Source organism: Pelomonas dachongensis (assembly GCF_043555865.1).
Classification (GTDB): domain Bacteria; phylum Pseudomonadota; class Gammaproteobacteria; order Burkholderiales; family Burkholderiaceae_C; genus Pelomonas; species Pelomonas dachongensis.
Map to the genome: position 1 here is coordinate 421,760 of NZ_JBIGHY010000005.1, position 15,218 is coordinate 436,977.

The window sequence follows — 15,218 nt, forward strand, 5'->3', positions numbered from 1 at the left end:
TGCCGCCCCGCCCACCGTCAGTAGCCCGGGTAGCGCGCCAGTACGTGCGCCCACTCCGGCTGCCGGCGTGCCGCCTGCAGCCCCTGGTTGAGGCGCTGGATCAGCGTCGGCCGCTGCGCCAGCAGGGGTCGGCCGACCAGCAGGTGCACGGGGCTGACGGCCAGCTCCAGCACCACCTGCACCGCGGCACCGGGTTCGCGTGCGACGCGCCAGTTCATCGTGCTGGGGTCGTCGATGACGTAGTCCACGCGCCTCGACCGCAGCGCCGACAGCGTCAGGTCGTTGGCGTGCAGCGGCACCACCAGGCGCGCCAGCTCGGGGTCCTCCAGCGCGCGGCGCACCGCAGCGGGAAAGGCCACGCCGCGGATGGCGCCGATGCGCACCGCGCGCCCCTTCAGGTCGGACAGCCCGCGCAGCGCCTGCGGCTCGCCGGCCAGCGCCAGCAGTGCCACGCGCTCCTGCCGGTAGGGCTGCGTGAAGTCGCCGAACACCAGCCGGTCGGGCGACGGCGTCGCCCCGGGCACGAGATCCAGCTCGCCGCGAGCCACATCCGCCATCTGCCGCGCCCACGGGCGACGCATCCACTGCAGCCGCTCACCACTGGCGCGCGCCAGCATTTCCAGCAAGTCCACGTCCAGCCCTTGCGGCGGCTCACCGGCGGTGCCGTGCTGGAACGGCGGATAGTCGCTCCAGCCGATGCGCAGCGGCGCGATCTCAGTGCCCGCGCCCCAGGCCCGCGCCGACGCCAACGGCAGCAGGCAAACGGAACGGCGGGGCAGGCTCACGGGGTGGTCTCGCGATGGTGTGGCCCGACTCTCTCACAGCACGCTGCCACTGGCAGCCCTGACGAACCATGAGCCTGAAACGCCGTCAACTGCTCGCCTCGCTCGCCCTGCTGGCGCCACTGACTGGCCGCGCCGAGCCGCTGGACGACACGCTGGCGGCGCTGCAGCGCCGCTGGCGCCCGCGGCTGGCGTGGCGGCCCGATGCCGACTGGCGTGCCCAGGCGCTGGCCACCGCGCAGCGCCTGGTGCTGCTACCCGGCGACGACAGCAGCGACTTCGCCACCGAGTGGCGCGCGGAGCAGGACCGCGACGACCACGTGGCGCGCGCGCTGACGCTGCGCGGCGCCCTGGGCGACCGGGTGCCAGCGCTGTTCCTGCAGCCGCGGGGCCCAGGCCCGCATCCGGCCGTGCTGCTGCTGCACGACCACGGCGCGCGTTTCGACATCGGCAAGGAGAAGCTGATCCGCCCGCTCGCTCCCAGCGCCGCAGCGGACGGCTGGGTGCAGCGCTACTTCGGCGGCAGTTTCGTCGGCGACACGCTGGTGCGTGCCGGCTTCGCGGTGCTGGCCATCGACGCGCTGGGCTGGGGCGAACGCGGCCGGCCCGGCTTCGCGCGGGACGACCAGCAGGCGCTGGCCAGCCACCTGCTGCAGCTGGGCCACAGCTGGGGCGGCGTCATCGCCAGCGACGACCTGCGCAGCCACCGCTGGCTGCGCGAGCAGCCGGGCATCGCGCCCGACCGCGTGGCCGTGCTGGGCTTCTCGATGGGTGCCTTCCGCGCCTGGCAGCTGGCCGCTGTCGCGCCGCAGGTCAGCGCCTGCGTCGCGGCGCACTGGATGTGCACGCGCGAGGGCCTGCTGCGGCCCGGCGAACACACGCTGGTGGGGCAGTCGGCGTTCAGCATGACCCACCCCGGCCTGGCCGCCGAGCTGGACCACCCCGACGTCGCCGCGCTGATCGCCCCCCGGCCGCTGCTGCTGATGGGATCGCCCGAAGACAAGCTGTTCCCGTGGGACGCCCAGCAGGCCGCGTGGCGCCAGCTGGCGCGCGCCTGGCCGCGAGGGACAGGCTTCTCGACACTGACCACGCCCGGCGGCCATCGCTTCGACGCCGAGCAGCAGCAGGCCGCCACTGCCTGGCTGGCCCGTTTGTTGGCATAGTCAGCGCGCGCGGCCGGCGTTGCCGCATGCCGGGGAGTGCCATGAACGAACTGCTTGCCGCCTACCGCTACACCACCAACAACTTCGCGCAGATCGGTGCCAGCCAGGTCTGCGGTTGCTGCCACTGCGTGGCCCTCTTCAAGCCCGACGAGATCGTCGGCTGGACCGGGCTGACGATGCAGAACATGGACGACCCGAAGGCCATCGATGACCAGACCGCGATGTGCCCGCGCTGCGGCAGCGAGGCCGTGCTGGGCGACCGCTGCGGCTTTCCCATCAACGCCGCGTTCCTGTCGCGCATGAACGAGGCCTGGTTCCAGCGCACGCTGATACGGCCCAAGCGCAAGACTGCGCCTTGACGCCGGTACGCCAGCCGCGGGCGCATGAATGCCGCTGACCAGGCGGCCGATGCATTGCTAGCCGTCTGACTTCAGGTTCGACTTGAGCAGGCCGAGACCCTGCCAGAACTCTTTCGGGTAGACGAGCGTGGGCTTGCCCACCCAGCCGCGCGTCACGTTGAGTGCATACCCGGAATCCAGCTTGGCGTACTCAACAGACGCGAGTGCAATCTCGTCCCAGTCACCCTTGAACTGGAGGTCGTCGAGCGTTGCCGGATACGAGCCATGCCGAACCTTGTGCAGCTCGATAAGGGAGATCGCTGTCTTGAAGTGCTGATCGCCAAACTTGGCATCGGCCTCCTTCTGGAAGTCGCACCCGACCAGCGCAATCGCAAGGAAGAGAGCGGCCGAGGTTCGAATGAGCTTCATGAGTCCGCAGCATCTAACGCTCGAATAGAGCGGGCCATTCAGCATAGCTGACGCAGGCTCGCCGGCACCCTCGTACCGGAGGAGCTTGCGATAGGTGCCAGCGACCGCCGCGCTGGGATGGTTATCCTGCCGCCCCATGTACGCGACCTTCTTCGGCTTGAAACAAGCGCCGTTCTCGATCGCGCCGGACCCGCATTACCTGTTCATGAGCGAACGCCACCGCGAGGCGCTGGCGCACCTGCTGTACGGGCTGGACAGCGGCGGCGGCTTCGTGCTGCTGACCGGCGAGATCGGGGCCGGCAAGACCACCGTCTGCCGCTGCTTCCTCGAGCAGATCCCGGCGAACTGCAACGTCGCCTACATCTTCAACCCGAAGCTGACCGTCACCGAGCTGCTACAGGCCGTTTGCGACGAGTTCCACGTGCAGGTGCCGCCTGGCGCCGAGACGATCAAGGACTACATCGATCCGCTGAACGCCTTCCTGCTGGCGCAGCACGCGGCTGGGCGCAACAACGTGCTCATCATCGACGAGGCGCAGAACCTGTCGAGCAGCGTGCTGGAGCAGTTGCGCCTGCTGACCAACCTGGAGACCAGCGAACGCAAGCTGCTGCAGGTGGTGCTGATCGGCCAGCCCGAGCTGCGCGACCTGCTCGCCCGTCCCAAGCTGGAGCAGCTGGCACAACGCGTCATCGCCCGCTTCCACCTGGGCGCGCTGTCCGAAGCCGAGACGACGCAGTACATCCGCCACCGCCTGAAGGTGGCCGGACTCACCGGCGCTCTGCCCTTCGACCGCAAGAGCCTGCGCCTGATCCACCAGCTGACACGCGGCGTGCCGCGCCGCATCAACCTGCTCTGCGACCGCGCACTGCTGGGCGGCTATGCCAGCGGCCAGGCCCAGGTCACGACGGCCATCGTGCGCCGCGCGGCGGCCGAGGTGTTCGGTACGTCGCCGTTGCCATCGCGGCGCCGGCGCGCACCGTCACCGGCCGTCGCCGGCGTGGCGGTGCTGACCGCGGCCGTCGCCGCTGCGGGGTTGACCTGGTGGCTGCAACAGGCCCCGCGAGCGGCGCAGCGCGACGACATTGCCGGGGCGGTGGCTGCGACGTCGGCGCCCACCGGCGCAGCGTCGACCGGGCGGCCGGGCGCGAGCGCTGCGGGCACCGCTTCGCCCGCAGCGCTCGCAGCGCCGTCCGCCAGCGCCGCCCCGCCGGCGCCCGCGCCTTTGCGCCTGGCCGACTGGCGTGCCGACGACGGCGGCGCCTGGGCCGCGCTGGCCGGCCGCTGGGGCCTGCCGCTGCCGCCGCAGGCAGACCCCTGCGCCACCGCCTCGCAGCGGGGCCTGCAGTGTTACCGCAGCAGCACGGGCAGCCCCGCGCTGATCCGGCTGATCGACCGCCCGGTGTTGCTGACGCTGCGGCGCCCGGGCCAGCCGGCCGCGCTGGCTGCGCTGGTGGCGCTGGACGCCCAGCACGCCACGCTGCTGGTGGACGGCACGCCGCGCCGCGTCGCGCTGACCGAGCTGGCCGGCGTCTGGCGCGGCGAGTTCACGACGTTCTGGCGCGTGCCGCCGGGCTATGCGCAGCGGGTCGAGAACCCCGGCACGCTGCGCACCTGGCTGGCCACGCAGCTCGCGCGCGCGCCAGGCGGCGTCGCTTCCGCGCCCGCTGCGGTGCCCGGCGTGGGCGAGCTGACGCGCCAGGTGCAGGCCTTCCAGGCCGGCCAGGGCCTGCAGCCGGACGGCCGCATCGGTCCCATCACGCTGATGTTGATCAACCGCACCACCGGCGTGGCCGAGCCGCGCATGGACGCGGCCACCGATTCGACCGACTGAACCGCCATGTCCTACATCCTCGATGCCTTGCGCCGGGCCGAAGCCGACCGCGAACGCGAGCGCGGCCAGGTGCCCGGCCTGCATGCCCAGCCGCTGCCCGTCCCTGCGAGCGCAGCCGGCGCCAGCCCGCGCCGCTGGCTGCCCTGGGCCGGTGGCGGCCTGTTGCTGCTGGCCGGCATTGGCGCCGGCAGCTGGTGGGCGGGCGAAACGCCACCAGCCGTCCCGCAGACGCAGACAGCCCCCATGCCAGCCTCGGCACCGGCGACGCTGCCAGCGCCGCCAGCACCACCCGCTGCGACCGTCGCAGCGGCGCCTGCGCCTGTGCCCACCACGGTCAGCGCGCCGGTACCGACGCCGGCGGTGTCGGAGTCACCCTATTTGGCGCCCGTGCCACCGCCGGCTGCGACGCCCGCCCCGGCACCGGCCCCCGTCGCGGCTGCAGCGCCTGCACCCGAGGACCGCATTCCGCGACTGGCCGAACTGCCGGAGGGCACGCGCCGCGAGCTGCCTCGGCTGACCATCAGCGGCTCGGTCTATTCGGACGACCCGGCCAGCCGCTTCGTGATGATCAACGGCGAGGTGCAGCGCGAAGGCGCGCGGCTGGGCGCCGAGCTGGTGCTGGAGCAGATCCGCCCGCGCGAGCTGGTGCTGCGCTTCAAGGGCCAGCGCTTCCGGCAACCGGTCTGAACTGACTGCGGCAGCGCCTCGCGCCGCTCAAGTGGCAGGTGCCGCCCGCATCGGCACGAAGCCGCCAGCGATGAGGCGCGCGCCGTCGAACACCGGGGCCTGCCCCTCGAACTGCACGCGCGGGTCGGCGGTGAAGGCGGCCATGCCGGCATCCCGCGCGGCCCGGTCGGGCCACTCCACCCAGGACATCACGACGGTCTCGCCGTCACGCGTGCCGGCCGCCGCCAGAAAGCCGCCGTACGTCGCGCCCGGCTGGCGCGCCGTGTCGCCGTGGTAGCTCTGGGCGTCGGGGCCGGCCTCGTCGAGCCACGCGTCCATGACGCGCAGCGCACCATGCATCCTGATCACCTCGGCGGACAGTCGGGCGAGCGCCTCGTAGGCGGCCTTGTTGGCGCGCGCCACGGGCACCATGTAGCAGTCGACGTAGGCCATGGGCATCTCCGGTTGAAGTCACCCGAGACTCTATGCCCGCGACGCGCGCGGCGCCCCTGACTCAGGGCGTCAGGGTCCTGGCCGTCGCCAGTTCAGGCTTCAGCTTCAGCAGCTCGTCCAGCACCTGGCCGGAGAACAGCGTCGCGCCCTTGGGGCCGAGGTGGGTGCGGTCGAACCGCGGCGGGGCTTCGGCCAGCGTGTCGGCAGCGGCCTGGCCCATTGCGGCGACGGCGGCGTGGCTGATGGCGTTCAGGTCCAGCACGGGTACGCCCTGCTCAGCGCCGACCTTCAGGATGGACTCGGCCCAGGGGCGCAGGTCGTTGGGCAGTACGCCCTCCTTGAAGGTGCGTCGTGTCAGCGGCGTCACCAGCACGACCTCGCCGCCCGCGGCCTTCACGTCCTTCACGTAGCCGGCCATGTTGGGGCTGAACTCGGTCGCGAAATCGGTGGAGCGGCCGGGCTTGCCGGGCTGGTCGTTGTGGCCGAACTGGATCAGCACCAGCGTCTTCTGCTTCACGCCGCTTTGATCCTTGCCTTCGTTCAGCAGCGCCAGCACCGTGTCCCACAGGCCCTCGGCCCGGAAACTCTTGCTGGCGCGGCCGCCACGCGCGAGGTTGACGCAGGCGACCTGCTGGACGCGCGCGCACAGCGCGTTGCCATAGCCGCTGCGCGGCGCCATCGTGGAGTCGCCCACGAGGATGAGGCGCGGGCCGGTGGCGACGTTGGCGGTGGTCTCGCCGCGCGGCGCCGAGGCTGCCGGCGCGTTCTTGGCGGAGGCCGTCAGGCACAGGCCTGCGGCGATGAGGGAGAGCAGTTGCTTCATCATTTTGCGAGGGCCGGCCAGCCGGCTTTCGGGGTCATGTCATCGAGGTTCCAGTCCTCGGCCTTGAACGCGCGGCGCGTCTGTGCGGCGCGCGGATAGCCCAGCGCGTTCTCGACCTCGGAGTCGATCAGCTTGCCCTGGCCCTGGGCCATGTCAGCCAGCACCTTGGCGTCGCGCGGGTCGCGGGCCCAGGGACGCGCGCCCACCAGGGGCGGCAGCTCGCGCGCCAGATCAGCAGCGGGGCGGATGGCCAGTCCCGCCGGCAGTTCGGGCTTGGGTGCAACGATGATCTTGCCGGTGGTCTGAGCGTTGTTGCCCAGCAGCGGCACGGCGCGACCCTGGCTGTCGTGCGCGAGGTTGTCGGTCATGTGCAGCTCCAGGTCGCCCTGGCCCAGCATCATGAAGAAAGGCGTGCCGGGCACCGTGCTGGGGCCGTGGCGCATCGCGTTGCCGACCAGCGTCAGCCTGCCGTTCTGCCACGGCTGGCCGGCCCACTCGTTGGCGAGCAGGTTGTAGTGCACCGCGCGGTCGCCAGGGTTGAAGATGTAGTTGTTGACCATCGCGCCCTGCGCGCCGCCCTTGAACAGCGCGTTGCGCTGGCGGTTGGACACGTACACGTTGCCGTACAGCAGCACCTGGCTGGTGTTGTCGTGGATGAGGCTGCCCTTGCTGTGCTCGCCCTTGACGTGCACCGAGTTGCCCAGGCCCTCGTACAGCAGGTTGTGGCTGTAGGTGATGCGGTGCGAGGTGGCCTGGCGCCATGCCTCGGGCGTCTTGCCCTCGAAGCGCGGGCCGGACGCGGACAGGTTCTCGTCGGTGGCCCAGGAGAGGCTGCAGTGGTCCACGATGACGTCGCGCGCGCCACCGATGCCGGAGATGCCGTCCTGGTCGCCGCCGCCCTTCTTGGGCCGGCCGAACTCGCCGGGGCGGAAGGTCAGGTGCTGGATGACCACGTCGTGCGTGGAGACGGTGGTCTCGGCCTTGATGATGGTGATGCCCGGGTCGGGCGCGGTCTGGCCCGCCAGCGTCAGGAAGGGTTCCTGGATCTTCAGCGGCTGGCCGGCCATGTCGATGACGCCGCCCACCTCGAAGACGACGATGCGCGGGCCGGTCGCGGCAATGGCCTCGGCCAGGCTGCCGGGGCCGGACGCCGCGAGCGTCGTGACCTTGATGAGGCGCCCGCCGCGCCCGCCGGCGGTCTGGGTCCAGCCCTTGTGGACGATGGCGGCGTGGGCGGCTGGCGCGGCGGTGGCGGCCGGCTCGGCGGCGCCGGTGTTGAACGCGAGCAGGGCGCTGGCGATCGCCAGCAGCGGAATGGCACAGGTGCGAAGGGACATGGTCGTGAGGCTTGAAATGAAAAGGCGCGCAAAGCCCGGTGGGACCTTGCGCGCCATGAAGCGAGGCAACCGCCTGAGACTTAGAAGAACGTGTACTCGGCCGAGAACCGATAGGCGCGGCCCAGGATGTCCGCGTTGCTGGTCAGGTAGCCGTTGTAGGTCGTGTTGGCCGTCAACACCGGGTACGCGTTGGTGAGGTTGTTGATGCCGAAGTTCAGCTTCAGGTTCTTGATGCCGTTGTAGACCAGGCTCAGGTTGTACTGCTTGTAGGCCTTGACGTCCGTGTAGTTGGAGCCTGCACGCGGCGTCAGGTCGTTCAGCCCGCTGCTGTAGCGCTGCGACAGCTGCGTCGACACGTTGCCCAGGCGCCAGCCGACCGACGCGGTGTGCTTCCAGCGGTAGACGATCTGCTGCATGGTGGCCAGCCCGGCATTGGGGCCGGTGAACTTGGCGTCGCCAGTCAGGATGCCGACGTTGTCCAGCATCTCGCCGCCCTTCTCCACCGAGAACGCGTACTTGTCGTAGTAGGTGCCGTCCAGCTTGAAGTTGAACGTGCCCCAGTTGCCGGCCTTCAGCTGGTAGGTGGCAGCGAGGTCCAGGCCCCGCATGTCCATGTCGCCACGGTTGGCCTGGCTGGCCAGGATGTGGTCGATGGTGCCGTCGGCCTTGCGCAGGATGTTGGCGCTGTACTTGGCAGGCTGCTGCTGCACCTCGGCCAGCGTCAGCGCGCCCAGCACGTCGGTGATCTTGATGCCCCAGTAGTCCGCCGTCACCAGCAGTCCGGGCAGCGGCTCGAAGGCGCCGCCGAAGCTCCAGCCCTTGGACTTCTCGGGCTTCAGGTGGCTGTTGTCGGGCGACTTGGTCCAGTAGTCGGTCTGGACGTCGCAGACCTGGGAACGCCTGTCAGCCCACGAGGCCACCGGCACACCGGTGTTGGTGGTCGTCGGCGTCGTGCTGGGGCACAGCACCGGGTCGTCCATCGCCACGGTGCGCACTTCCGGCGTGGGGTTCTGAATGTCCATGATGGACGGCGCGCGGAAGCCCGTGTTGGCCGAGGCGCGCAGCATGACCTGCGTGGTGGGCTGGAAGCGCACCGACAGCTTGGGGTTGACCGTGGTGGTCTTCAGGTCGCTGTAGCTGTCCGAGCGCACGGCACCGTTGATGCTCCAGACCTTGGTCAGCGGTGCGTCCAACTCGATGACGGCCGACTTGATGTTGCGGCTCAGCTTGGCGGCGACGCCGGTGGGGTTCTCACCCACGATGTCGTCCTTGGTCACGACACCGGCGCTGCTGACCACACTCACGTAGTCCATCGGCGCAGCGCTGACCTTGGCTTCGTCGCGGCGCAGCTCACCCGTGATGGCGAGCGTCAGCGGGCCGCCACCCAACTCCATCAGCTCGCGCGTCAGCGTGGCGTCGACGGACTTGTTGTAGGCCTCGTTCTTGCGGTAGACGTAGTCGCGCAGCTCGATGCTCTTCAGGTACTCCAGGCCCGCTGCGTCCTGCGCGCCGAACGGGTTCAGGATGCCCTTGGTGAAGCCTTCCTGCGCCTTGCTGTACAGGATGTAGCCGCCGCCGGTGGCGGTGTTGCGGGTCGAGTGGCCGTAGTTCAGGCCCACGCGGTAGTCCCAGTTGAAGGCCGAGCCTTCGGCGCTCAGCACCAGGCGGTCGTTGAGCTGCTCGTCGTTGCGGTAGGCGTTGCCCAGTTCGCCCGGCCCCCATTGGAAGAAGATCTGGCGGTTGTTCATGGCCAGGGGCACCGGCGTGAAGGGGGTCCTCACGGGATCGATGTACATGTTGCCGCTGGTGGCGTTGCCGTACACCGTGGGCAACGGCGTGATGCCCTTGCCGGGGTAGAACTTGCTGGTCGACGGCATCGTGTACGTCGTGGCCGGCTCATTGCCGCTGGGCAGTTGCAGGCCGCGGTACTTCTCGATGGTGAACTCGGCGTGAGCGAGTTCCAGGCTCACCCGGTGGCCCTTGCCGAGATTCATCGTGCCTTTGCCGTACAGATTGCTGATGCGGCTGCCATCGCTGACGGCGGTGAAGAAGTTCGGATCGCGGTAGCAGCCGGCGTTGCTGTAGCTGACCGGCGTCGCGACGCTGCCGGCGCCCAGCGTGGGCAGTGTCCAAGGCGACACGCAACCCGTCGCGAAGTTCGGGTTGTAGTTGCTGTTGGCGCTGGCGCTGAAGCCGAAGTTGGCCAACGGGCTCTGGTTCTTGTTGCTGGGCGCGACCAGCAGGCCCAGCTGGTTCAGTGCCGAGCCGTCGTACAACTCGGGACGGTCGCCCTGCATCAGCCCCGATTTGGTCTGGTAGTCCATGGAGCCATAGACGTTCCAACCGTCGCTGCCCAGATCGCCGATACCGGCGATGAAGCCGACGGCATTGGTCTGGCCACGCGAAGACCGGTCCGGCGCGTTCAGCTCGACCTTGATCTTGGCGCCCTTGAAGCTGGGCTTGGTGACGTAGTTCTGCACGCCGCCGATGGCGTCGGAGCCATAGATGGACGAGGCGCCGTCACGCAGCGTCTCGACGCGGTCCAGCGCCATGCGCGGGATGACGTTGGCCGACACGTACTGGTCCTGCAGCGGCTCGTTGGCCAGACGGCGGCCGTTCATCAGCGTCAGCGTGCGCATCGGGCCCAGGCCGCGCAGGTTCAGCACCGGGCCGGCCGCGCCCGAGTTCTGCCCCAGCGACAGCGACTGCGGCAGCTCCAGGATCAGGTCCTTCAGCTCGGTGTGGCCGCGCGCGTCCAGTTCCTCGGTCTTGTTGACCGACACCGGCAACGCCGTCTCGCCAGCCAGTCGCTTGATGGAGGAGCCGGTGATCTGGATGCGCTCCATCGTGACCGGGGCGGCAGCCTCCTGGGCGTGGGCGGCGCCGGTCAGCGCGAGCACAGCGGCAGCGCACAGGCTCAGTTGCGGCCGGAAGGACGTGCGGTTCTTGTTCATGAAGTCTCCGTGATTGTTTGTAGACATGGCCGCGCGCTCGCGGCGAGGCCGCCGCCGGACCTGCGTCCGGCGTCGTGCCTGGGGGGCCCCATGGCCCGACGCGAGGTCGGGCGGCGGGCGGGCTCTGGAACCGGTGGTGCCAGGCCGTCGGTGCCGGCCACCGGCACCCCGCGCCTAGCTCGCGACGGGGGCGGTGGCCGTGCAACGGCCTGCGACTGAAGCGGCCGGGGCAAAGCGCCCGGTGGCGTCAGAACTTGTAGCGACCGCCGATGATGAACTCGCGACCGGTGTAGTGGTTCACCACCACGTTGTCCATCGAACGCGAGATGAACTGATCGTTCGGCTGGTTGGTCAGGTTGGCGGCCTCGAAGGTGACTTCGAGCTGCTTGTTGATCTTGTAGCCCATCGACAGGTCGACGTTGAAGGTCTTCTTCTTGCCCGCCACGTCCTGGTTGTTGCCAGCCGGGACGGTGGTCAGGAAGTCGGAACGCGCCGAGGTCGAGACGCGGCCGCTGAAGGTGCCGTCGTCGTAGTAGAACGACAGGTTCCAGGAGCGCGGCGACAGGTTGATGAGGTCTTCGGTGACCGTGGCTGCGCCGACGCCGGTGGTCGACAGCACGTACTCCATCTTCGACTTGACCTGGGTGTAGTTGGCCAGGATGCCGAAGTTCTTGCCCCAGCTCGGCAGGAAGCTGAAGGGCTGCTGCACGTTGATCTCGAAGCCGCTCAGGTTGCCGCCGGGCGAGTTGACCGGTGCGCTGAAGCGGAAGACCTCGTCGCCGGTGAAGTTGCTGGGCAGCAGCGACAGCGGCAGGCCGCTGTCCTTGTAGGGCTGGTCGAAGCCCTTGGTCAGCACGTAGCTCTTGATCTTCTTGTGGAACAGACCCAGGCCCACGAAGGCGTTCTTCGAGTGGTACCACTCGAGGCTGCCGTCCAGCGTGGTGGCGCGGAACGGATCCAGCTGCGGGTTGCCGCCGGTGTAGCTCAGCGTGCCGGTGGTGGACAGCGTGCCGCCGGGGTTCAGGTTCTGCAGCGGCGGGCGCGACATGACCTTGGCGGCCGCCACGCGCAGCATCAGCTCGCGGGTGAGGTTGACGGACACGTTGGCCGAGGGCAGCCAGTCCTTGTACTGACGGTCGGCCGTCACCAGGCTGCCGCCGCCGGTGGCGAGGTAGCCGGAGGCCATGATGTCCGTCTTCACATAGCGCGTGCCGACGTTGCCGCGCACCGGCAGGCCGCCCAGGCGCGTGTCGAAGTCGGCCATGAACCAGGCGCCGGTGTCGGTCTCGGTGATGGCGCGGTTGCCACCGCGGGCATTGCCGTTGGTGATGGACGTCAGGCGGAAGTCGCCCGGGCCACCAGCGGCGCCGGTCTTCAGGCAGTTGCAGTAGATGTCGTAGGCCGCGGCGATGGCGTCCAGGTTGGGAATGACCCAGGACGTCACGGAGCCAGCCGGCAGGCTCTGGCCCTTGCCGAAGTCGTTGACGCTCGTCACCAGGCTGGCCGGGAGGACATTGGCCGGCAGCGTGTTCATCGTCTCGACGGTGCGCCGGCGGTCATAGCTGTCGAAGCTGAACTTCTTGTAGCTGACGCCGCCCTTCAGCGTCAGGCCGTCCATCACGTCCCACGCGATGTCGGCGGTGGCCACGTCCTGCTTGTTGGTCACGCCGTTGGGGCGGATGCGGATCTCGCTGGGCGTGAAGTTGGCAATGCTGCTGGCGCCAACCGGCACACCGTAGATCTGGAAGCCGCCGTTGGCGGTGGCAGGGTTCAGGTTGCCGTAGGTGATCAGCGGCGCGCGGTCGTCGCCACGGGCGTCGTACACATAGCCGTCGACGTTCGGCGCATCCAGCGTGGTGGTGGTCTGGATGGGATTGTCGAAGCGCGACTTGGCACGGCCGCCGCGCACCGTCAGCTTGATGGAGTCGCCGATGTCCTGCTCGAACGTCAGCGTGGGCTGCGAGAACTCGGTGCTCAGTTCGTCAAAGCGGGACTCGGAGCGGATGTCCACGCCGTTGAACTTGCCGTAGACCAGCTGACCGGCGGCGTTGTACTGGGCCTCCACCACGCTGGTCTGCTGCTTGCCGCCCTGCGACAGGTTGCGGCTGAAGGAGATGGCCTCCAGGAAGTCTTCCTGGCGGGTGGCATCCAGCTTGCTGTACAGCATGTCGGCCGTCAGCAGCGTGGTGTCCGACAGGCGCAGCTGGATGGAGCCGGTCAGGCCCAGGCGTTCCTGGTCATGCGTCAGGCGGCCGTAGCGCGGCAGACGCGGGTGGAAGTTGGTGGCCTTGCTGGCCTCGGTGTAGGCCGCGACATTGGCCGCCGTGTTGGGCAGGCGGGTCGCGGTGGTCGAAGCGCCGCAGAAGTTGGTTGCGGGCGTTGTCGACGGGCTGGCCGGCGTCACACCCACGGGCGAGCACCAGCCGCCGCTGGAGGGACCGTTGTCCCAGCGCACCGTGCTGAAGCCCTCTTCGTAGACCTGCCGCTTGGAGTAGGCGCCGGACAAAAGCGCACCGATCTTGCCGTCCGCGAAGGTGTTGGAGATCAGGAACGAGGTCTTGGGCGTGACCTTGCCGCGCAGGTCGTTGTACGTGCCCTTCACCGACACCGCCGCCACGAACTTCTTCATGTCGAAGGGGCGCGCGGTCTGCAGGTCGATGGTGGCGCCCAGCGAACCCTCGTCCACGTCGGCAGAGCTGCTCTTGCGCACCGTCAGCGAGTTGAACAGGTCGGCCGCAAACACGTTGAAGTCGAACGCGCGGGTGCGGTTGGCGCCGCCAGAGCTGTCGGTGCCGCCGGTGGTGGCCAGAGCCTCGATGCCGTTGATGCGCGTGCGGGTGAAGTCACCGCCCAGACCGCGCACCGTGATGTTGCGGCCCTCGCCGGCGTCACGGTCGATCACCACGCCCGGGATGCGCTGCAGCGACTCGGCCAGGTTGGTGTCCGGGAACTTGCCCATGTCCTCGGCCTTGATGACATCGACGATGCCCTTTTCCTGGCGCTTGGCGTTCAGCGCACTCTCCAGCGAGGCGCGGATGCCGGTGACCGTGACGGTCTCCAGCTGCGCCGCCGGTGCCGTCTGAGCCCAGGCGGGCGCGGCGATCAGGCCGACAGCCAGGGCAACCGGGCAGAGGGCCAGGCGGCGGGAAGGACGAGATGCGGACATGAAGGGTCTCCTGGTGCGAGGCCGCCTGTGAAATGCTGGCGGCTCTGTGGTCTGGACGTTGTCTTGCCAGGCGCTCGAAGGGCGCCCGTCTGTTGGAACCGGCGTCGCTGCAGTGCGAGCACCGGGTTGCAACGGCTCAGTGGAGCCGCCGCCGGCTAGAAACGTCAGTTGCGACGACCTGCCTCGAAAGCGTAAGGAAAGGTGTCTTGGGCTGATTTGTGGACGATGATAGGGGGAAGCTGGCAAAATCGGAACATCGGTTCACTAATTAGAAACCATGATTCCGCAACACCCGCGACTCCCTTTAGAGTCCGGTGGACCGATTTTTTGAAACCGCGTTTCAACAGTACCGGCACCGTCGTTTCAAGCGGGAACGACGCGCATCTTCAACAAGAGACGCGCAGATGTGAACCGGGTGACTCACAAGACGGGCGCCGCGCCCGTGACTTAATTGCCTTGATCGGATAACAACACCATGGTGCTTCAGAACTTCAGCCTGGCCGGCAAGACGGCCATCGTCACTGGCTGCAATACCGGCCTCGGTCAGGGCATGGCCCTGGCGCTGGCGCAGGCCGGTGCCGACATCGTCGGCGTCAACGTGTCCGAGCCGGACGAGACCAAGGTCGCCGTCGAAGCCCTGGGCCGCAAGTTCCTGGACCTGCGTGCCAACCTGGGTGACATCAGCTGCATCCCCGACCTGGTCGCCCAGGCCAAGGCGCTGAATGGCGCCGTGCACATCCTGGTCAACAACGCCGGCATCATCCGCCGCGAGGACGCCATCAAGTTCTCGGAAGCCGACTGGGACGACGTGATGGACCTGAACCTGAAGTCGGTCTTCTTCCTGTCGCAAGCCGTCGCCAAGCAGTTCATGGCCCAGGGCACCGGCGGCAAGATCGTCAATATCGCCTCCATGCTGAGCTTCCAGGGCGGCATCCGCGTGCCCTCGTACACCGCCAGCAAGAGCGGCGTCATGGGCATCACGCGCCTGATGGCCAACGAGTGGGCCTCGCACGGCATCAACGTGAACGCCATCGCCCCCGGCTACATGGCCACCAACAACACCGCCGCTCTGCGCGCCGACGAGCAGCGCAACAGCGCCATCCTGGAGCGCATCCCCGCTGGTCGCTGGGGCAAGCCCGAGGATCTGGGCGGCCCGGTCGTGTTCCTGTCGTCCACGGCGTCCGACTACATCAACGGCTACACCGTCGCGGTCGACGGCGGCTGGCTCGCACGCTGACCCTCAACCCGGCGCCAGCCGGGAGGCCCCGCCGGCGTC

At 69.0% G+C, this 15,218-nt stretch carries 12 protein-coding genes; 5 read left to right on the top strand and 7 right to left on the bottom strand.

Going from position 1 to position 15,218, the window contains the following annotated elements; all coding sequences use genetic code 11:
• Nucleotides 1–17 precede the first annotated feature (17 nt).
• A complete protein-coding gene (locus ACG02S_RS16205; RefSeq protein WP_394471504.1) occupies nt 18–785 on the bottom strand; it encodes a substrate-binding periplasmic protein in 768 nt (255 codons plus the stop codon).
• A gap of 68 nt (nt 786–853) precedes the next feature.
• Here ACG02S_RS16205 and ACG02S_RS16210 point away from each other — a divergent pair, with 68 nt between their 5' ends.
• Together ACG02S_RS16210 and ACG02S_RS16215 are read left to right on the top strand one after the other, a co-directional pair.
• Nucleotides 854–1,945 (top strand): alpha/beta hydrolase family protein, encoded by a 1,092-nt coding sequence (locus ACG02S_RS16210; RefSeq protein ID WP_394471505.1) that lies wholly within the window; start codon nt 854–856, stop codon nt 1,943–1,945.
• 41 nt (nt 1,946–1,986) lie between these two features.
• A complete protein-coding gene (locus ACG02S_RS16215; RefSeq protein WP_394471506.1) occupies nt 1,987–2,304 on the top strand; it encodes a hypothetical protein in 318 nt (105 codons plus the stop codon).
• Between the two features lie 57 nt (nt 2,305–2,361).
• On the opposite strand, the gene ACG02S_RS16220 is transcribed toward ACG02S_RS16215, so the two are convergent.
• The gene (locus tag ACG02S_RS16220; RefSeq protein ID WP_394471507.1) at nt 2,362–2,712 is read right to left on the bottom strand and encodes a hypothetical protein; all 351 of its coding nucleotides are present in this window, start codon (nt 2,710–2,712) and stop codon (nt 2,362–2,364) included.
• Between the two features lie 136 nt (nt 2,713–2,848).
• On the opposite strand from ACG02S_RS16220, the gene ACG02S_RS16225 reads away from it, so the two are divergent.
• Both ACG02S_RS16225 and ACG02S_RS16230 read left to right on the top strand, forming a co-directional pair.
• Entirely contained in the window at nt 2,849–4,543 is a 1,695-nt protein-coding gene (locus ACG02S_RS16225; protein ID WP_394471508.1) for an AAA family ATPase, read from the top strand.
• Between the two features lie 6 nt (nt 4,544–4,549).
• Entirely contained in the window at nt 4,550–5,230 is a 681-nt protein-coding gene (locus ACG02S_RS16230) for a general secretion pathway protein GspB (protein ID WP_394471509.1), read from the top strand.
• Between the two features lie 27 nt (nt 5,231–5,257).
• Here the strand turns inward: ACG02S_RS16230 and ACG02S_RS16235 are convergent, their stop codons facing one another.
• The 5 genes from ACG02S_RS16235 to ACG02S_RS16255 form a co-directional block, all read right to left on the bottom strand.
• Nucleotides 5,258–5,662, bottom strand: a complete 405-nt coding sequence (locus ACG02S_RS16235; protein ID WP_394471510.1) for a DUF1428 domain-containing protein — start codon at nt 5,660–5,662, stop codon at nt 5,258–5,260.
• A 61-nt stretch (nt 5,663–5,723) separates the two neighbouring features.
• The gene (locus tag ACG02S_RS16240) at nt 5,724–6,485 is read right to left on the bottom strand and encodes a rhamnogalacturonan acetylesterase (protein WP_394471511.1); all 762 of its coding nucleotides are present in this window, start codon (nt 6,483–6,485) and stop codon (nt 5,724–5,726) included.
• Nucleotides 6,485–7,822 carry a pectate lyase family protein gene (locus tag ACG02S_RS16245; protein ID WP_394471512.1) on the bottom strand — a complete coding sequence of 446 codons (1,338 nt, stop codon included), beginning with the start codon at nt 7,820–7,822 and terminating at the stop codon, nt 6,485–6,487. Before ACG02S_RS16245 ends, ACG02S_RS16240 begins: the two co-directional genes overlap by 1 nt.
• A gap of 80 nt (nt 7,823–7,902) precedes the next feature.
• Nucleotides 7,903–10,776, bottom strand: a complete 2,874-nt coding sequence (locus ACG02S_RS16250; RefSeq protein ID WP_394471513.1) for a TonB-dependent receptor domain-containing protein — start codon at nt 10,774–10,776, stop codon at nt 7,903–7,905.
• Nucleotides 10,777–11,023: 247 nt separating this feature from the next.
• Nucleotides 11,024–13,942: a TonB-dependent receptor gene (locus tag ACG02S_RS16255; RefSeq protein WP_394471514.1), complete on the bottom strand. Its 2,919-nt coding sequence runs from the start codon at nt 13,940–13,942 to the stop codon at nt 11,024–11,026.
• 475 nt (nt 13,943–14,417) lie between these two features.
• Here ACG02S_RS16255 and kduD point away from each other — a divergent pair, with 475 nt between their 5' ends.
• On the top strand, nt 14,418–15,179 hold the full coding sequence (gene kduD, locus ACG02S_RS16260; RefSeq protein WP_394471515.1) for a 2-dehydro-3-deoxy-D-gluconate 5-dehydrogenase KduD: 762 nt from the start codon (nt 14,418–14,420) through the stop codon (nt 15,177–15,179).
• Nucleotides 15,180–15,218 lie beyond the last annotated feature (39 nt).